The organism is Fimbriimonadaceae bacterium (assembly GCA_019454125.1).
GTDB lineage: Bacteria > Armatimonadota > Fimbriimonadia > Fimbriimonadales > Fimbriimonadaceae > JALHNM01.
The window spans coordinates 1729558-1747729 of record CP075365.1; the positions used below are offsets into that span (position 1 = coordinate 1729558).

An 18172-nucleotide genomic window follows, 5' to 3' on the forward strand; every position below is an offset into this window, starting at 1 on the left:
GTGCACAAAGAAGGGAAATCGCGCGGTTACGACTTAATTGTCTTGGCGACGGCTTCCAGCTCAGCTTTGAGCGTGGCACGCTCCCCCGCGGTCATCTTCGGGGCGGCCCTTTCGAGCATGGTCATGAACCAGGCGATCTCTTCAGGCGTGGCAGGATAGCCGATGTTGCCTACCGGCTTGTCATCGACGACGCGCCTGGAATCCACCAAGACTTTGCCTTCGGCGGTGAGGAACGCCGTATAAGGAATGCCCTCTTCGGCGCCGTTGAGCTTCTTGAGCCACATGTCGCCCCCCGGGTTCTCGAGGTCCTTCTTGTCGTCGCTTTCGAGCACATCGAGCCAGAGCGTGACGAAGTGCTTGTCCCAAATCTCGTGCACCTTCGGCATCGCCAGCCATGCTTCCATGCGCTTGCACCATCCGCACCACGAGGCGTGGAAGCCAAGGAAGACCGTCTTGCCCTCGGCCCTGGCCTGCGCTCGGGCGAGCGAAACGGCCGTTTCAGCGGGCATCGGCTTGGGTGATTGCGCGAAGGCGCCGACAGACGCCAAAGCGAAGAGGACGACGGCTAAGCGGGCATGAGTTCGCATCCTGTTAGGATAGACGTTTCACGCCCCAAAACGCGTGCGGCCAGGGCCGCGTCACTCTTTCGCGGGCCCGGGTTCTTCAGGCGTGTAGCCGTGGCAGTCTTTGCAGGGTGTGGTCTTCCACTCGTCGCCGATGTCGACCGGGTGCTGGAACTCCACGCCTTTCATGTTGCCCTTGTTGTCGTGCGCGACAAAGGTGTGACAAGTATTGCAGTCGTTACTAATGACCCTGCCCGTGTCACTCTTCAGACGCCCGTTGTGGCAACGGAAGCAGCCGTTACCCCGTAAGTGGTCAAGGTTGTTCCGGTGCGACCGCCAGTCCGTGTTCATCGCGGGGAAGTAGTTGTTCCGATAGATCTTTTGGAGTTCGGCTATCGCTTTGTCGAGCTTCGCCCCGTCTTTTGCCATAAACTCGGCATAGTTCTCCTTGTAGTACGCCTTAAGCGTCTCCAAGATCTTGCTAAGCCCTTCTTCCTTCGTCGCGTACTTTGCGTCAAGCGCTTCGACGCCTTTCATCTTAATTTCGGGAACGGCCCTGTCGATGGTGCCGGCGCTGATTGCCAGGTTCACAGACTCGTCGGACGGGTGGAAAATGTGGGTCGGCCGGTTGTGGCAGTCGATACAGTCCACTTTGCGCGACACACCCTTCGCCACGTCGTTCGGGCCGAACTTTACGGTCTTGTCCCAATACTTCGTGACCTTGCCATCCTTATCGACCATTTCGACATAAGGAATCTCCTGTCGCTCAAAGTCGCTGGCGATGTAGCTCACGGTGCTGTTCAAGTACATGTGGGCATGGATGCCTTGTGCTTCCGGCCCTTCGCCACCGCCGATCTTAACGAGCATGCCGACCTGGGCGTGTGTGTTATCGGGATCAGAAAGGTAGTAGTCATGCATCCGCAACTTTTGCGAAAAGAAGTGCTTGGGCCAGTGGCACTTTTCGCAGGTTTCTTGAGCCGGGCGGAGGTTCGCGATGGGCGTTTTTATCGGCCGCTCGTATTTGTTAAAGATCGTTGAATAGACCTGGTAAGTCCCGGAAAGTTTTGACTTGACGTACCAATCGACGCCCTCGCCGATGTGGCACCCGGCGCACGAGACACGGGCGTGGGGCGAGTTCTGATAGGCCACGTGCTCCGGCTCCATGAGCGAGTGGCACGTGGTGCCGCAGAACTCCACCGACTCGGTGTACTCATACCCCTTATAACTCCCGAAACCCGAGATCGCCATAAGGAGCAGGCCGCCTACCGCAATCGAGGTGGCTGTGGCGCGGCCCCGCGGCTGGTTAAGGTCTAAGACCGGCAAGGTAGCCGTGGCGAGCCCCTTCTTCTGACGCCGTCTCTCAATGATGAGCCCGATGGCCGCCACACCAAGGCCGAGGAACATCAAGCCCGGCAGCGCGATGTAGGTGACCAACCCGCTATACGCGTTTGCAAACCCTCCAAAAATGTCGAACGCGATGAGGATAAGCGCGAGGATGAACATGACCGTGGCGAAGGTCATCCCGAACATCGTTATCGCGTTGTTGAAAATGGAAGGTAAGCGCCTTTTCATAATCCAGCCCCTATCCGCGTTTCACGCGGTTTCTTTGTTGGTAGTATAGCTTGATGGAACATAGTGGTTGCAGCGTAATCTCAGGAAAGATCGGGCTCAGGCGTTTCCGTCGGAGGTTCCTTTGAGCCTTGCTCGACGTCATTCCCACCTTTTTGATCAGCTTCTTGTTCAGCTTCTGGCGGGGTGCCCGGGGGTTCGGGCTCGACCATCGCAGTCCCCTGACTTTGGGGACCCTCGGCCGCTAGGATCCTTTCCAGCTCAAGGGGGTGCTCGGCCCGCATCTCTTCCTCGGTGAGAGTGCCCTTAAGCCATACCGGATTCATGGGGAAGTGGTGCGGATTGAAGTGAGTGTTGTAGAGGTGCCAAGTCACGATCGTGAGCAAGGAAAGCACCGGTTCATAAGAGTGCGCGATGTACGCGATGGGTATGCCCGTATCCGGGAAGAACTGGCTGAAGTAGACCGGGTACCAAAGAATTAAACCCGTAACGATCATGATGGGCGTTCCCCACCCGACCGCTAGGTATTCGAACTTTTCGCGGAAGTTATAGCGTTCGTATTTTGGCGGTTCAGGGGAAATGCCAAGGTGGTACCGAATGGTGCCCGCGACGTCTTCGAGGTCTTTCTTTCTCGGCATCATCGTCATGGCCGAAGCTTTGAATCCGTTCCGCTTCCAGCGAACCATCAGATCCAAGATGTGGTACAGCCAAGAGATGATGAGGACGACACCGGCGACTCGGTGCACGACGCGCAGGACGGGCATGCCGCCGAGCGCGTTATAGAAGGCGGTCAGTAGGTCGTTCTCAGGGAAACGGATCGGCAAGCCGGTGATGATCAGGAGGCTGAAGCTCACGACCAGGATCCCGTGCTGGATCCGTTGGGACTTGTCCATCCGGACAAACTTGCGCCCCTCGACCTCGACATGCGTCTTTTTCCGGCGTTGGAGGTGGCTATAGAGGGCGAGGCCAGCCAGGGCAAAGGCGACAATGGTCGCGAGCAGGCCACTGGCCTGCCCGAGGGCACCGAGCACGATCGCCACGACGAGGGTCAGGAAGCCGAGGCTGATCAGGATGGCGACAGGACGGCCCGTGGGGGGCGGCTCCTTGGCCGCGATCGCGCGACGAAGGTCGAGGATGATGCCGGTGGAGAGAAGCGTGATGACCGTGAAGGTCAGGACTTTGAAGAACATCTCCAAGCCGGCGAGGATCGGCTTTTGGTTGATCGTCAGGTACATGTGGTTCGCCCCAGAAGCCGCAAAGTTCATTTGGGCGCCGGGGTGGCAGTTGGCCTGCCCACACGTCTTAGGAAGGTTCGCTCGGAAGGTGCGCGACGTCGGGTCGGTCGAGTGCTTCACGTCGTGATATCCGTGGCAATCGGTGCAGACCGCCGTGTGAAGCTCGCCGAACTTCAGGAAAGCCTTCCCGTGGAAGCTGAGTTCGTAGCTGTGGACTGCGTCCAGGCTTGGGCCATAGCGGCCCATCGGCTCCTCGCTCCGGTGGCACGTGCCGCAGTTCTCAATGCGGTCTCGCTTAGGGAGGTTGACCAAGGGCACGATGCCGTGCGGATCGGAGTAGCTATGGCACCGGACGCAGGTGGGATGATCCCCCGGTCTTTTGTCGGGCCGGGCGTGGACGCTCGAGGCCCAGAGATCGGCTTCCTCTGAATGGCAGTCCGCGCAGGCGGGCGTGCTCTTCCGGGCCTCTTCAGAGTGCGACTCGTCCGCCTTGAAAAGCGAGTGGCAGTTGGTGCAGTCCAGCTCGCGGTGCGGGGAAGCGGCGAGCGCCTCGAGGTGCATCGCGGGGCCGACTTCGGCTTTGGGGTCGTGGCAACTCAGGCAGGCTTTGTTTTCTTCGCTCTGTTCGACGGTCTTTGTCTGGACGTTGGCTTGCTCCTGTCCGAAGACGAGTGCCACGAGCAGAGGCACGCACGCGAAGACGAGGAGCGCGGCCGGCCGAGCTTTCCCTGCCGAGATGGCCATCAATCAGAGTCCTTTCTTGAGGATCCCGCCCTGCCCGACCACCTTGTCGAGCAGGGCGGAAGCGCTCGGTCCTTACCCTTTGCCGCCGGGAAGTTTGCCTTTCTTGATGGTGTCGAGGTTGTTCACCCCGTCCTTGTTAGAGTCCATCTTTTCGACGGCCTTCAGGTCTTCGACCAGCAGCTTCTTTCGCTTCGCCTTATCGACGACGACCTTGAGGTCGGCGCCGTAGGGGTTGAGCTTGCCTCCCTTAGCGCTCACGTGGCAGACCATGCACTTGGCCTTGCCCAGATCGGAGCCGGGGTCGACCTTGTAGAAGTCGTTGAAGGTCTTCGTCGCGGTCGCGAAAGCCATGGCCATCGCGGCGGCGGAAAGGACGGTGACGATCGTCAGTGTTCTTTTCATTAGGGTTATGTCCTTGTTGTTATGAGTTCTCGAGAGGCAGGGGACGTTTCTGTCCGGACAGGTTGGGCCGCCGTCTTGGGCACGCGTTGGCGTCGGTAGAGGGCGGCGAGGATGCCACCAAGGGTCATGGTGCCGGTTCCAAGCCACACCAGGCCCGTGAAGGGTTTGTTGAAGACCTCGACGGGGTAGATCATCGCGTCCTGTTCGAACACGATGCGGACCGATCCGTCCGCGGCGTCCATACCGGTCATCTTCAGGCGAAGGTCTTGACCCACGCCGACGGGATGGTTGATCGGGCCACCCTCGCCTAGCTCCATTTGGGGCTGGAGTTCCGTGACGTTCTCACCGTCGGTCAACTCGATGCGTGCGCCGAACTTCGTGCCTGTCACGCCGGCCTCACCTTCGCGGGTCATGCCCAGGTACTTGATCTTCCTTTTGTTGTCGATGGTGAGTTCTCCACCTTTTTTGAGCGAGAACTCGCGGCTCGTCTGGGGCTGCGGCGGGTAAAGGGTCACGTAGACGTCGTGGGCCGCATAGCGCTGGATCGAAGGCCACTGAACGGGGGTCAGTTCGCCGCCACCCATTTGGGTGTAGTAAAGGCCCGGCTTGGCGACGAAGAGGGGCTTTGTCGCATCCTTGCCCTTCGCGTCGAAGACCTTTATGAGCACTTTGTTCTCCTTGTCCGTAAGGTCAGACGTTCGACCGTCCAGCATCAGCACGTAGTCAAGGATCCGCGCCGGGTGGCCCTCCATCACGACCCCTTGCTCATGCCGTTCGAAGCCGCGCGAGAGAATGAGGCCGGCCAGAAGGACTGCAACGCCGATGTGGGACACGAACGAACCCATCCCGAGCTTTGAGGCTCTGGCCAACTCGACCATTCGCACGCCGTTTGCGACCAGCACGAAGAGGCAGGTTCCGACCAGGATCAAGACCCAGGGCAACCCGGGGACTTGCATGTTCATCGGGAAGGTGACCGACTTCGTCAAGTCAGCAATGCCCGCCATCGGCGTGAACTTGAGCCCGATGAGGGCGAAGCCTAGGAGGCCGATGGTCACGCAAAACGCGGTGTAGGCCCGGCTAGCGAGCTCACGGGCCTTCATGCCCTTCCACGCGGCGAACGGCGCGACCGCCATCACCAGCATGAGTGGCACGAAGATGTACGGCAGCACCATGTGATAGGTGTGCTCCTCGACGACCGCCGGTTTGCGCCCGGAGAGCGCCATGAAGAGCGGCACGCTCATGCCGATCATGGTGGCCACGCCCATCGCCGAGAGCAGGAGGACGCCGGTCCGGTAGAAGCCTTCACGGTTAAAGCCCTTGACCTCGTCCTCCGGCGCGTTCCGCTTGTCCTGGAAGTAGCGGACCCCCCAAAGGCCAAGGAAGCCCAGGGTCATGACGCTCATGAGGCCGATCAGGAGCTTCAGCGCGGAGCGGTCCATTTCCGCGAAGCTATGGACGCTGGCGTCGGCCAGGAAGCCCGACCTTGTGAGGAACGTGCCGTAAAGGAACGCAAGGAACGGCAGACCGCCAAGGGCGAGGTTCGTGAGTTTCCACTTGCCCCGCGAGGCTTGCACGATGAGGCCGTGGATGAACCCGGCGGTCAGCACCCAGGGGACGAAACTGACGTTCTCGACCGGGTCCCACATCCAGAACCCACCCCAACCGAGGGTCTCATAGGCCCAGAACCCGCCCATGCAAAGCCCGAGGCCGACTAGCGTGGTCGAGACGATGGCCCACGGTCTCACGATCGGCACCCACTTGTCATAGTCGCGGATGATGAGCGCCGCCGTGGCGAGGGCGAAGAGCGCGGTCAGCGAACCAAAGCCCAGGAAGATCGTGGGGGGGTGGATGACGACCCAGTAGTTCTGGAGAGTCGGGGCGAGGCCGACGCCGTTGAGCGGCACCAGCGGCCTGCCCTCAAGCATGTTCAGCTTGAAAGGCGACTCATAGGCGAGGATGCTCGCGATCGACCCCAAAAAGAGTGAGGTGACCGCCACATACCAACGCTTGTAAACGCCGGCTTTGGGCAGGACAAGGAGGCCGAAGACGGCGGCGCAAACCCCCCAAAGAAGGAAGGAGCCCTCTTGGCCGGACCAGATGCCGGCGATCCGGTATTGCAGGGCGTTGCCGTGCTCGGCGTGCGCCCAGACATACGAAAATTCGAACCGGTCGTTGACGAACAGTGTCGCAAGGGCCGCGAACACGCCGAAGATTCCGGCGCACCCCGCGACGAAAGCCCACGAAGCGGCCTTCTCGCGCCACCTCGCGGGCGCGAAGACGGCCAGCAGGAAGGAGGCGGCAAAAAGGGTGGCGGTCAAAAGGACGAGCCCCCTGCCTATGTCTCCTGTTAACAGGGACCAGGATGGGGGGCTCGCGAAATCTGTGTGGGGCATCGTATCCATGTCGAATTAGAGGGTGGAGGGGCTTGCGCCCCTCCACAGGTCAGTCCGTCAGAAGCCTTTGGCGTCTGCTCGGTTCGATCGGGCGCGGGTTTCTTCGATCACCTTGCGCATCTGGGCGACGCTCACGCCCTTTTTCTGCGGCCGGCCGACGTTGACACTGTCAAGGTTGTCGTTGGCGACCTGGATCAGGTGCTTGGCGTACGGGGCGTTGTGGACTCCGTAGTCGCCCGAGCGCACCACGAAGTAGTAGTTGTGCCGGGCACGCTTCAACTCGATCGGGACGAGGTTCTGGTCTGGCGGGGTCTTGCCCTCCGCCGTGATGACGCTCGTGTAGTCCCAGAGGTCAGCGTCGCCATAGTTCGCTTGGGCATAGGCTTCCATGCGGTTCTTCAGGGCGAAGAGCTGGCCGATGACGTCGTCGCGAGTCGATGTGGCGCGGGCCGCCGCGTCAGCGGGGGTATGGCAGGGGTTGCAGCCCTTGTCATAGCTGACCGTGAACGTGTGGCGCGAGTCCGGCATGTGGCACTTGGAGCACTGGCCGGGAGCTTGCGAGTGGGCCGTGTTCCTCTTGACGGGGCCTCCTCCTTCCACGCCGCCGAAGCCCAGCAACATGTTGTACTGGTTGCTGTCGTGCATGTTCGGTCGGGCGGTGCCGTTCTGGAGCGCTTGGTCAGCCGGGTTGGCACCGCGACCGTTGTGGCACTGGGCGCAAATGTGATTGAACTTCGTGAAGTCCGCCGGCCTGCTGCCTGCGCCGACCGTCGTCGTGTCCGTGCTGAAGACGGCGTGCCGAAGCTGGGCTTCTTTGCCGTTGTCGGTCAAGTTCTTCGTCTGGGCGTGCGGGTTGTGGCACGTGGCGCAGGTGGCCGTGTGCGGAGACTCGGTCAGCGTCTCATCGGCGAGCTTGATGATCTCCTCGTCGGTGAGGCTCCCCAGGTCCACTCCCTTGTCGTTCTCAACGCGGAAGATGTTGCTGTGGCACGCGACGCAGCGGTTGGTGCGGCCATAGCGATCGGGGTTGTTGACCGCCTCTTCCACCGGGGATTGCAGTAGCTTGCTGTGGGCGCTGGCCTGCCACTCGTCGTAGGTCTTGCCGTGGCACTGGGCGCAGACGACGGCGGAAAGGCTCTTCGGCGAGGTCAAGATGTTCTCCGCCGAGGGATTGGCCTGGTGGGCGCTTCCCGGCCCGTGGCATCGCTCACAGGTGACCCCGACGCTTGCGTGCTTGGTCTCCTGCCAGTGGGCGAAGATCTGCTCGCCGCCCTCGGCCCGGCCGTTGTGGCACGTACCGCAGGCGTCGGCCCCGATGTAAGAGGCGTTCTTCTGCGCGGGCGTGAGGAGGGCAAGGAACTGCTCGGTGACCCCCGGAAGCCCGCCACCGTTACCGCTGGTAGGCCCTCCTTCGCCGCCGCAGCTCGATACCGAGATGAGCGCTGCCGCTAGCGGCACGACAGCGAATAGAGTGACGAACCACTTAGCTTTCATGATGTTCCTCTGCTTGTCCTGTTTCCTTGATTGCGAGATGGGATTGCGTTTCAAAACTTCACCGTCCAGTTGAGCCCGAAGAAGGTGGCGCGGTAGCCGTACGTGTCGTCGACGCGGTCTTTGTACGCCCACGGGGCGACGAAGAGTTCGAGCGTCTGGCGCTCGCCCAAGTCGCGCCGCAAGGTGGCGGTCAATTCCGTGTTCCGCACGTTGCCCTCTGGCAAGCCCAAGGGGTTGTCGTTGTTCGCGAACGTGTGCTGGATCGCGAGCGAGAACGACGTCGCATCGTCGAACTGGTGGGCCGCCCCGAAGGCGATGCTGGTGGCGGAGGGGAAGTACCCGTCCAATTCCGGGTTCCCGGCCACGCGGTACTGCTCACCATAGACCTCGGCGTACGCTTGGGTCCGCTCGTTGAACGTATAGGCCGCACCGACCGTCAGCGTGTTGAGCGAGATCTCGACGTTCCGAGGCTCGTTCTGCCGGAAACGGTAGCCATAGCTCGCATAGGCGTTCAGCCTGTCCCAGTCGAAGTCGATGCGGGCGTCCAGCTTCGACCTATCGTCCCACCAGAGTGAGCGGAAGTCGGTGCCGGTCTGGACCTTGGGGAGGCTTTGCATGTGGTCGATCGAGCCCCGCACCGTGTAGTGCCAGGCGCTGCCCAACCGGCCAGAGACCCGCGCTTCGAACTCGTTCCACTTGGGGACGTCGACGTAGGACTGGTCGCTGCGAAGCCGCTCGTACTCACGGTGCCGATAGGCCAGCTGCACGTTCGCAGCCCGGGAGAAGCGGTGCGAGAGCTTGGCGCCCGAGACCCATTGCTGGCGGACGAACGCGTTCTGCACGGCCGGCAGCGAGAGGTCGACCCGGCGGAACTCGGCGCTCAGGTTCGTTTCCGGCCCGATGTCCCAGCCCCCGCGAAGGGCGAGGCTCTTGACGTTGCTGTCCCGCTCGTTCCGTTGCTGGATGCGGGTGGTGGCGTAGACCCCTTCCAGGCTGACGTCCGGGGTGACGTCGATCCCGTAGGAAGCGTCGACCCGGCGATAGATCGTCAGCGGCAGGGCGTCGTTGCGCTCGTTGAACCTCTCCTCGCTCGCGGTGACGGCCAGTGTCCCGCCGAGGACCTGGCCCTGGGTGCCGACGGCGGTCTCACGTGTGTAGGTGTCGAGGGACGGCTTCGGGCCTTCGTAGTTCTTGTTCTGCTTCCGCTCGCGGTAGCTGGCGAAGGCTACGATCCCCGGCGTGAACCGGTACGAAAGAGCCGCACGCGTGAACTGGTCGCGGCTGTCCGGGAAGACCACCGGCGAGGGGTCGTCATAGTTGAACCGGTTTGCATCGAGATCGATCCGGGCGCGCCCGTTCGCGAAGATCAGCGTGCCCTGTTGCACGTTGTCGCTGAGCCACGTGCCGTTAAGCCGCAGGCGGCCCCAAGGTTGGCTCGCGCCGTCCCCCGGCAGGATCGTGGAGAACTCGACGAGGTCGAACCCTTGGACGGGGGTCGCGTACTGGAACAGCTTGTGCGAGTTCCGCGTAATGTCCCGACCCCGGTAGCCGATGGTCAGCTTGGACCAAGCGGGCGGCGGGGTTTCAGGTTCGTCCGTCGCCGTGGCCGACCCTTCCTCTTGGGCGACGGCGAGGACCGCGGTCGTCAGGAGGGCAAGGATCGTCAGGCGTCGGGAAAGCCAAAGGCTGGAACCGGTGGTCATCGCTTAAGCAACTCCGGGCTTGTGTTGCTCCCGTGGGGAGCGGTATGGCAGCCGGCCGTCCAGCAAGTCCGGCCCGGGTAGTGGTTCTGGAGCCGGTCGGTGTGGCACTGGGCGCAAAGGCCGCGGGAGAAGGAGTTCAGCATCTTCGGGTTGTTCGAGCCGTGCGGTTTGTGGCACTCCATGCACCCGTCGCCGCTGTGCCCCGCCACCGGGTCGTGCTCGAAGACGAACGGCCCTCGGAACTCGGTGTGGCAGGTGACGCACTTGTCCCGGTCGTCCTTCACCTTCACCTTGTCGCCCTTGGTCGCGTGGACGGTGTGGCAGTCGCTACAGAGCATGCGGCCTTCAGGGACGGGATGGTGCGTGGAGAGCCGGAACTGCGCGGCCTGGGCGCCGTGGCAGGAGCCGCAGAGCGTGGCTTCGTCCGCGCGGAGAAGGTTCTTCGATTCCCGCCTTGCCGTGAAGACCGGCGCCTTGGTCTCGGAGACTTTGCGCAAACCCTTCATCGGCAGGGCCGGGTCGGAATCGGGGTGGATCTGGTGGCAGCTCACGCAGGCGAGGTCGGCCTTGGCGTGCTCGGAGCGCTTCCAGTGGGTCGGGCTCAAGGTCGCCTCGTGGCAACGCAGACAGGCCGCCGAGGATTCTTTCGGGTCCATCTTGCGGAAGGCGAGCACCTCGGCGTTCTCGTCCGCCTGGTGGATGGCGCCCGGCCCGTGGCAGCCCTCGCAGCCCTGCTTCTCGATCGAGAGGCTGGCGTCGTGCATCACGGCCGAGTGGGCGCTCCCCGCGAAGGCCGTGACCTTTTCGCCGTGGCAGCTGCTGCAGAACTCGTCGCCCATGAAGTCGTCCGCCTTGGCGCGGGCGAAGAGCTTCTCCGCCTGCGAAGGCTCGTGCTTCGCCTGCTGCGCTTGCGAAGCCGCCCCATAGAACAAGGTGCCGAGGCCAAGGAGCAAGACGAGCGTCTGCGCCTTAAAAACTTGCCTCAAAACCGACTCCTTTCGGTCATTTCGCTCCTTTAGAGATTTGGGAACTGACCTCCCTTGACCTCTGTGCGGAAAAGTTAGCCGTTCTGAGGAAGGCAAATATATACCCCCCAAGGGTCAATTTCCGGAGAAAGTGTCGTTATGGACAAGATATATCGGTCTTGCAGGTTCAAATGGTGGCCGCGCGGCGAGTTTGCGTGTCCCCAAAAATCAGGGCACGCCATTGTCTCCCCCGGGAGTACCGAATGCTGATAGACCTACCAGGTCAGCCTGCGAGGAACTCCTCGACCGAGGTGGCGCGCTTAACCCGTTCGAACCCCGTCCAACCGCCGAACCGGTGGGCGAGGCTGCCCCACTGCTTCAGCCGCATGAGGGCTCGGCCCTCGACCTTGAGCGAGTAGTGCGCCGTCCAGGGCAGAAGCCGCCGGAAAGTGGAGGGCCAGTCCGGGCCCGGACTTGACGGCACTCCCGAAAGCCCGAGTTCTGCCGCCACGAGGCCGGGCAGAAGGGGGTTGGCGAGGGCGCTGCGCCCCAGCATGAAATGCCTTGCCCCGGTCTCGTCCTGGCACCGACGGAAGTCGTCGAGGTTCCAGATGTCACCGTTTGCCACAACCGGGATCCCAAGAGCTTTCGCCACCCGCCCGACCGGCTTCCAATAGACGGGCGGCTGATACCCCTGCACTCGCGTCCGGGCGTGGACGGTCAGCCAGTCCGCGCCGCCTTCGGCCGCCATCTCCGCGTTGCGGTAGACGTCCTCCACCGTCTCCCATCCGAGCCGTAGCTTGGCCGAGACGGGCACCCCGCGGGGCACTGCCTGGCGCACGGCACGGACAAGTTCTCGAATGCGGCAGGGGGCCTTGAGCAACGTCGCCCCGCCGTCGTTGCGGTTCACGGTCTTCGCCGGGCAGCCGAAGTTGATGTCGATCGCGGTCGCCCCGGCCTTCACGGCGTTCAGGGCCGAGGCGGCCATGCGGTCAGGGTCGCCGCCCAGAATCTGCACCTGAATGGGAAGGCCGGTCGGGGTGGCGGCGCCCGTTAGAAGTTCGGGCACAGCCCGGCGGAAGACTTTTGCGGGGAGCGCCTCTTGGCTCACCCGGACGAACTCTGAGACGGCGAAGCTGAAGGCGCCCATCTCACCCATCAGGGCGCGCATGGGGGCGTCCGTGACCCCGTCCATGGGGGCAAGCACCAGCGCCGGCAGGTCCGCCTTCAGCATTGCTCTGCTGGATACCGCCTCGGCGCGGTGCGCCCTGGGCCGATCCGCGGGCAAGAGGAGCGCCGGGCGGCGAGGATTCAGCGGCCCGGCTTCATGGCAAGGATCTAAGGCGTGGCGGCGGTGCCGTTAAAGTAGGTCAAGGCCTTCTCCCAGACCTGGCGGCCGACCTCGCGGCCCATCGTCCGCGCGTTCAGGTCACCGTCCGCGAAGTGGATGCCACCCAACCGGCGGGAGAGACCCGCCTCGTCTGCCGCGGCGCTGAAGGTGGGCCAGGAGAGGGTGGTCGCCGTTTGCGGCGTCACGCCGGGCTCCGTGGTGGACTGGCCGGGACCCCAAGAGACCGAGGCGCCGAACCGGTCGCTGCCTGTGAACCGCTTCAAGACCTCCGCGCTAGCCGCGCTGAAGGTGCTATGGCCCGACGTGTACTCGGCGAACGGCGGGGTGATGAAGGTCGAAGGCTGGTAAGGGACCCATTCGGAGCCGTCCATGTCCACGACGCCCTTGCCGGGGCCGCCCCAGCCCTTAATGGTCTTGCCCGCGTAGAGGAAGCGGATCGCCGTGATCGGGCGGCAGAAATCATAGAAGCGCTTGGACTCCCAGCAGCAGATGCCCGCGTCCAGCACCGCGTTGCCCACCAGGAAGAACATCTTCACGTCCTCGTCGATCCCGTGGCCGTCGCGTTGCGAGACGTACTGCGCAAAGAGGCACCAGTGCCCCGGGGGCAGCTCGCTGTGGGGACCGTTCGCCCAGTATTCGGCGATCATCTTCTCCTTGTCCGTCAGGTTCGCGGTGAGGTTCAAGACCTCGTCCGCGCGCTGCTTGTACATGGGATCCGGATAAAGCTTCGGCGGGGCAGGGCGCAGAGCGGCCGCGTTCGTAATGGCGAACGACCTGACGTTGCCCCAATGCGGGGTCAAGAAGCCGGGCGCCTTTCCGTTCGAGAACCGCAGTGGCTGCCAGCGGTTGGGGTCGTTGATCGTGTCCACCGTGTTGACGGGGGTATAGCCGCTGGTGTCCGCATAGCCGTTCTGCTGGTTGCTGCCGTCCGTCTTGCGATAGTCCAGGACCGCCTGGGCGGCACGGTTGCCGATGCCGGCCGGGGTCGTGCCGAAGCTGGTGAAGTTCGCGTCGTAGCCGAGCTGCACGAGCAAGGCGTCGAACTTCGCCTTCTCGGTCGGAAAGAGGTCCGCCAAGGCGCGGCGGGCGGCAAAGCTCACCGCCTCCTCCTTGTTCTTCGTCGTCATCTCGATGCGCGGGCGGCGGAGGCTGCCCCCGAGCCGGGTGCCGACGGCGACCTTGTCATAGGGCGCCCAAGCCTCGTACATCGCGGTGTGGACGATGGCGATGGCTCGCGAGCCGGGCGTGGGGCCCGGGCTCACATCGCGGATCGCTTGCAGCAGGGCTTCGTTCCAGAGAACAACGACGGTCTTGGATCGGGGGCCGGGAGCGGCCTGGAAGGACGAGCCACCGCACCCGATTGCAGAAAAGGCAAGCGCAAAGACCAATGCACGGCCAGCGAATTGAGCCATGTCCTTATTATTAGCCACATCGGCACCCTCTGTAGCGATTTTTAGCAGCAGGTAAACTTTTTTGTGGACTGGGCGAGTGGCGGAATTGGTAGACGCGCTGGGTTTAGGTTCCAGTGCCGCGAGGCGTGTGGGTTCGAGTCCCACCTTGTCCACCAATGGCGAAGGCACCCTCGCCCCTCTGGGGGAGAGGGTCGGTGAGCGGAGCGAACCGGGGTGAGGGGTGGCTTTCCCAGGTGCGACGCAAGTGAAGCCGCCTCAAGCCGCCGCGCTCCGGGCTCCTCTCAATCCCACTCTGTGACCGTCGCCCGACCGATAGGCACTAACTTTGTGGCCCTTCCCGTGGCCGATTCCACGAACCGCGTGGCGCAGGCATAGGGAGCGGCGTAGCGGGTCGCACGGAAGGTCTCCCCCGCCCCCGCGAATTCAACGAACCCCAGGGTGCGGTAGCCCCGCTCCTTCGGGGCGTTGTGCGGGCCCATCAACCGCTGGGCCAGAAGTTCGGTCAGCACGCCCGGCTGGTTGGCCGCACTGGCCGTGAATACGAGTTCCGCGTTTTCCCCGGCCACGGTGACCTGGACGGTGTCGCCTAAGAATGTGCCTTGCGGAGGCAGGAGGGGCGGCGTGGAGGGCCCGTGGACCTGATAATACTTCACGCAAAGGCCGACAAAGAGGTTCACCGCCTTCGGCACCGTGAGCATCCCGGTCGCCGGGTTCCGCCGGACCTGCCTGCGGGCATAGGCGCGCCACGCCTCGACTTGATCTTCGTCCAGCCCGTACCAGAATTCGTTGGCCCGCGCCATCGCATAGTTCACGGCGGCTCGCGCATCCGTGTCCCGCCCAGAACGGCCCGGCACATCGCGCACGACGATCCCGTACTCCGTGTTCGAATAGACGGCGTTGCCCACCCGCCCCGAGAGAGTGCCGAACCCCGCTCCTGGTTTTAAGACTGCCATTGCTAAGATGGATGGTCGGTCGCCAGACAAGTCTTCTGGACGCCAACTTCGTCCGTCCTTCGGTCGCGACCGGTGGTCGATCCGTGGTGCACCGGTCGTCCACCCGTGCCCGACCCGCGGCGCAGACGGGAAAGCCTTGTGGCCCCACTCTGAGCGCTGGCCGGTGCTGCTTGCTGAGGGCCGCCCTGGAGAGGGGGAAGAGCCTACTGGACGGGGGCTTCGGCCCGGAGGGTGATCGCGCCGCTCTCCGCCGTGACCTCTCGCAGAAGGAGGGTCAGGGGTAGGTCGGCCGCGTCGATGAGCGGGTTGATCTTGGCGAGTTGGCCCTCGACCGCGCCACGGGCCAGAGGGACGGAAACGTCCTCCAGTTCCACCACGAGCCGCCGGTCGTCTTCGATCACGAGCCGGCATGTGACGGTCGCGCGGACCTCGAAAATGAGCTTCGCGGTGGCATGGATCTTCACCAAGCCGCCGCCGATTTCCGCTTCCACTTGGCGCAGGACCCCGTCGGACTGGCGCTCGATGAAGGCGGCCACATCCTGTTCCCGCACGACGGCGGTCGCCGATCCCTCCTCCGCGAGGGTCAGGCGGTTTGTCGCGAGGTCGAACGAGGCCCCGCCGAGGTCGAGTTGGAGGTTGCCGATGCGCAAGCCCACGGGCAGGACGAGCCCCTCCGACGAGGCCGTTAGGCTGTTGAGCAGGTAGGTGCCGTCCATTCGCTCGGGTAGTGTGGCTTGGTGCTGAGCCTAGTTGTCGGGGCCATGCTGGCGGTTGAGCCGTCCGACCCAGCGGACTGGCCGAGGGAGTTCCGCGGGGCGTGGGTGGCGACCGTGGACAACATTGACTGGCCCAGCAAGCCGGGCTTGCCCGCCGCCCAGGCAAAGGCCGAGCTCGTGAAGCTCTTCGACGGCCTGCAGAATGTGGGGATCAACGCGGTGGTCTTCCAGGTGCGGCCGATGTGCGACGCCTTGTACGTCTCGGACCTGGAGCCTTCCTCGTGGTTCTTGACCGGGCGCTCTGGCGCGCCGCTGGAGTTCGACCCCCTGGAGGAAGCGGTGCGCCTGGCCCACGAGCGGGGGATGGAGCTGCACGCCTGGTGCAACCCCTTTCGGGCGCGTCACCCCGCCATGAAGGACAACGTCTCGAACGCCCACGTTGCACGGTCTAAACCCGGCTTAGTGCGTAAGTACGGCAAACAGTTGTGGCTCGACCCGGGGAGCGCGGAAGCAAGGGAAGCGACCCTTAAAGTCTTTGAGGACATTGTGCGCCGGTACGACATCGACGGCTTCCACATCGACGACTATTTCTATCCTTACCCGATCTATGAGTCTGGGAAAAAGGTGCGTTTTGACGACGACCGGACGTTCGCCAACGCGGGCACGGGCGACCGGCTGGCGTGGCGACGGGCGAACGTCGACGGCTTCGTCGAGTCCATGTATACGCGGCTTAAGAAAGTGAAGCCGTGGGTGAAAGTCGGGGTGAGTCCCTTCGGGATCCTAAGGCCTGGGGTGCCGCAAGGAATCCAGGCAGGTCTGGACCAGGTCGCCGATCTCGGCGCCGACCCCGTGCGCTGGTCGCGGGAAGGATGGGTGGACTATTTGGTGCCGCAGCTCTACTGGAAGTGCGACTCCAAGGGGCAGCCCTTCGAAAAGCTGATGGAGTGGTGGGCGAATGAAACGGTCCAGCCCCACCAACTCTATGCCGGGCTCTTCACGAGCCAGACGAACAACGGTTGGCCCGCCGCCGAGATCCGGCAGCAGATCTTGATCGCGAGAGGGAAGGGGCAAGGGCAGGTCCACTTCAGCGCGAAGGCCCTCTTGAACGACTGGGGCGGGGTGGGCCGCACTGTCAAGAGCCTCTATAGTACGGTGACCTTAGCTCCTTCGGTGGCCAAGGAGGCGCGGCCTGTGTCCCGCCCCGAGTTCTTTAGGTCGCAAGCGACTGCCGAAGGGCGGAAGATCGAGTGGACCGCGGTCGAAGGAGCGCGGTTTTACGCCTGGTCGGAGTCTTCTGCAGGGACGCTGATTCGGAACGGTGTCAGTACGGAGACCGAAGCGACTGTCTCCAGCGAGTCTGTTTTGGTGGTGCGTGCAGTGGATCGCTACGGGAACCTGAGCAAACCGCTCACGGTGCTGGCGCCTTCGCCTACCCCACGGGGAGACGGACGGTAAATTCGCTCCCCCCGTTTAGGACGCTTTCTACGGTGACCTTACCGCCGTGCGCCTCGACGATGTGGCGGACTATGCTCAGCCCCAACCCAGTGCCGCCCGTCACGCGAGAGCGGCCCTTGTCGACGCGGTAGAACCGTTCGAAGATGCGGGGCAGGTGCTCGCTGCTGATCCCGATCCCAGTGTCCTTAACCTGCAGCCTGGCTTCCTCTTCGTCGGAAGCAAGCGAGACTTCGACGCACCCCTCATGGGTGTAGTTCAGCGCATTATCTATTAAGTTGATCAGGACTTGGGTGAGTTGGGCCTCATCGCCCAATACCGACACATCCTTGTCTATATATAGCTTAATGTCCAGCCCTTTATCCTCTGCCTTCGGCCGCATTTGTTCGAAGACTTTTCGCAAAAGCTCGCTTAAGGCGACGAGGTTCTTGACGGCCGGCTGCGATTCGGCGACGCTGAGGGCCAGGAGGTCGTCGGTGAGGGCGGTGAGTCGGTCGACCTCCTTCAGCACCTTCGTAAGGTAGCGCTGGGAGGGGTCGGTGGCGGGGAGCTCGTCCTGGACTGTCTCGGCCATTGCCCGGATCGTGGTCATGGGGGTGCGCAGCTCGTGCGAGACGTTGGCGACGAAGTCGCGCCGGACGCGCTCTAGCCGTCGGACGTCGGTGATGTCGTAGACGGAGACGAAGTATCGAGGTTGGCTCGCGCCCTCCTTCCACACCCGGGCCACGCCGACCCTCTCGACCGGGTGTCGGAAGGCGATCTCGGCCCGCTGGGGGCGGTCTGTCCGGGCCGCTTCTGCGATCAGGTCGTTGAGCTCGCGGGAGAGGGTCACGGCCAAGATGGACTGGCCCTGGGGGTCTTCGAAGCCGAATGCGGCGACGGCGGCCTCGTTCGCATAGCGGATCTGCCCGTCGGCGTCCGTAAGAAAGATCATGACGTCCAGGCCGTCGGCCAGATCGTCGAGGGCGTCGCGGCTCCGCTGGATTTCGACTTCCAGCACGTTTGACCTGGCCTCGACGCTTTGGGCGAGGTCTTCGGCCTCGCGCAGGCCGCGAAAGGCGAGCGCCGCAGCGGTGCCTGCCAAGCCGAGAAGCACGGTGAGGACTCCGACGAGCACGGGGCCCGTGACCCGACCGACCAGCAGCCAGCCGCTGAGAACGGCCAGGACCACGAGCCCGGCCGTGGCCGTCAGATAGTTGGAAGGCCGCAGCTCACCCACG

Annotated in this window: 14 protein-coding genes and 1 tRNA gene; 2 read left to right on the forward strand and 13 right to left on the reverse strand. The window is 63.4% G+C overall.

Going from position 1 to position 18172, the window contains the following annotated elements; translation table 11 throughout:
* Nucleotides 1–26 precede the first annotated feature (26 nt).
* From KF733_08575 to KF733_08620, 10 genes are all read right to left on the reverse strand, one after another.
* Nucleotides 27–587 (reverse strand): thioredoxin family protein, encoded by a 561-nt coding sequence (locus tag KF733_08575; GenBank protein QYK55057.1) that lies wholly within the window; start codon nt 585–587, stop codon nt 27–29.
* Nucleotides 588–638: 51 nt separating this feature from the next.
* A complete protein-coding gene (locus KF733_08580) occupies nt 639–2135 on the reverse strand; it encodes a NapC/NirT family cytochrome c (protein ID QYK55058.1) in 1497 nt (498 codons plus the stop codon).
* An 80-nt stretch (nt 2136–2215) separates the two neighbouring features.
* Nucleotides 2216–4111 (reverse strand): cytochrome b/b6 domain-containing protein, encoded by a 1896-nt coding sequence (locus KF733_08585; protein ID QYK55059.1) that lies wholly within the window; start codon nt 4109–4111, stop codon nt 2216–2218.
* A 72-nt stretch (nt 4112–4183) separates the two neighbouring features.
* Nucleotides 4184–4513, reverse strand: coding sequence for a hypothetical protein (locus KF733_08590; GenBank protein ID QYK55060.1), 330 nt, complete (start codon nt 4511–4513; stop codon nt 4184–4186).
* Between the two features lie 5 nt (nt 4514–4518).
* On the reverse strand, nt 4519–6831 hold the full coding sequence (ccsA, locus tag KF733_08595) for a cytochrome c biogenesis protein CcsA (protein ID QYK55061.1): 2313 nt from the start codon (nt 6829–6831) through the stop codon (nt 4519–4521).
* Between the two features lie 132 nt (nt 6832–6963).
* On the reverse strand, nt 6964–8400 hold the full coding sequence (locus KF733_08600) for a cytochrome c3 family protein (protein ID QYK55062.1): 1437 nt from the start codon (nt 8398–8400) through the stop codon (nt 6964–6966).
* A gap of 50 nt (nt 8401–8450) precedes the next feature.
* Entirely contained in the window at nt 8451–10103 is a 1653-nt protein-coding gene (locus tag KF733_08605; GenBank protein QYK55063.1) for a hypothetical protein, read from the reverse strand.
* Nucleotides 10100–11089, reverse strand: coding sequence for a hypothetical protein (locus KF733_08610; protein ID QYK55064.1), 990 nt, complete (start codon nt 11087–11089; stop codon nt 10100–10102). Before KF733_08610 ends, KF733_08605 begins: the two co-directional genes overlap by 4 nt.
* A gap of 262 nt (nt 11090–11351) precedes the next feature.
* Nucleotides 11352–12302: a tRNA-dihydrouridine synthase family protein gene (locus KF733_08615; protein ID QYK55065.1), complete on the reverse strand. Its 951-nt coding sequence runs from the start codon at nt 12300–12302 to the stop codon at nt 11352–11354.
* 104 nt (nt 12303–12406) lie between these two features.
* Entirely contained in the window at nt 12407–13831 is a 1425-nt protein-coding gene (locus tag KF733_08620) for a vanadium-dependent haloperoxidase (GenBank protein QYK55066.1), read from the reverse strand.
* Nucleotides 13832–13901: 70 nt separating this feature from the next.
* Here KF733_08620 and KF733_08625 point away from each other — a divergent pair.
* Nucleotides 13902–13986 (forward strand) — tRNA-Leu (locus KF733_08625).
* Between the two features lie 126 nt (nt 13987–14112).
* On the opposite strand, the gene KF733_08630 is transcribed toward KF733_08625, so the two are convergent.
* Nucleotides 14113–14784 (reverse strand): hypothetical protein, encoded by a 672-nt coding sequence (locus tag KF733_08630; protein QYK55067.1) that lies wholly within the window; start codon nt 14782–14784, stop codon nt 14113–14115.
* 203 nt (nt 14785–14987) lie between these two features.
* Nucleotides 14988–15500, reverse strand: a complete 513-nt coding sequence (locus KF733_08635) for an LmeA family phospholipid-binding protein (protein QYK55068.1) — start codon at nt 15498–15500, stop codon at nt 14988–14990.
* Between the two features lie 21 nt (nt 15501–15521).
* Between KF733_08635 and KF733_08640 the strand changes: the two genes are divergently transcribed.
* Nucleotides 15522–16955, forward strand: a complete 1434-nt coding sequence (locus KF733_08640) for a family 10 glycosylhydrolase (protein ID QYK55069.1) — start codon at nt 15522–15524, stop codon at nt 16953–16955.
* On the opposite strand, the gene KF733_08645 is transcribed toward KF733_08640, so the two are convergent.
* Nucleotides 16930–18171, reverse strand: coding sequence for an ATP-binding protein (locus tag KF733_08645; protein QYK55070.1), 1242 nt, complete (start codon nt 18169–18171; stop codon nt 16930–16932). The genes KF733_08640 and KF733_08645 overlap by 26 nt on opposite strands.
* Nucleotide 18172: the final 1 nt, after the last annotated feature.

Coding starts and splice junctions, on each gene's coding strand:
- KF733_08575 (QYK55057.1), bottom strand. CDS start 587: ATGCGAACTCATGCCCGCTTAGCCGTCGTCCTCTTCGCTTTGGCGTCT.
- KF733_08580 (QYK55058.1), bottom strand. CDS start 2,135: ATGAAAAGGCGCTTACCTTCCATTTTCAACAACGCGATAACGATGTTC.
- KF733_08585 (QYK55059.1), bottom strand. CDS start 4,111: ATGGCCATCTCGGCAGGGAAAGCTCGGCCGGCCGCGCTCCTCGTCTTC.
- KF733_08590 (QYK55060.1), bottom strand. CDS start 4,513: ATGAAAAGAACACTGACGATCGTCACCGTCCTTTCCGCCGCCGCGATG.
- KF733_08600 (QYK55062.1), bottom strand. CDS start 8,400: ATGAAAGCTAAGTGGTTCGTCACTCTATTCGCTGTCGTGCCGCTAGCG.
- KF733_08605 (QYK55063.1), bottom strand. CDS start 10,103: ATGACCACCGGTTCCAGCCTTTGGCTTTCCCGACGCCTGACGATCCTT.
- KF733_08615 (QYK55065.1), bottom strand. CDS start 12,302: ATGCTGAAGGCGGACCTGCCGGCGCTGGTGCTTGCCCCCATGGACGGG.
- KF733_08620 (QYK55066.1), bottom strand. CDS start 13,831: ATGGCTCAATTCGCTGGCCGTGCATTGGTCTTTGCGCTTGCCTTTTCT.
- KF733_08630 (QYK55067.1), bottom strand. CDS start 14,784: ATGGCAGTCTTAAAACCAGGAGCGGGGTTCGGCACTCTCTCGGGGCGG.
- KF733_08635 (QYK55068.1), bottom strand. CDS start 15,500: ATGGACGGCACCTACCTGCTCAACAGCCTAACGGCCTCGTCGGAGGGG.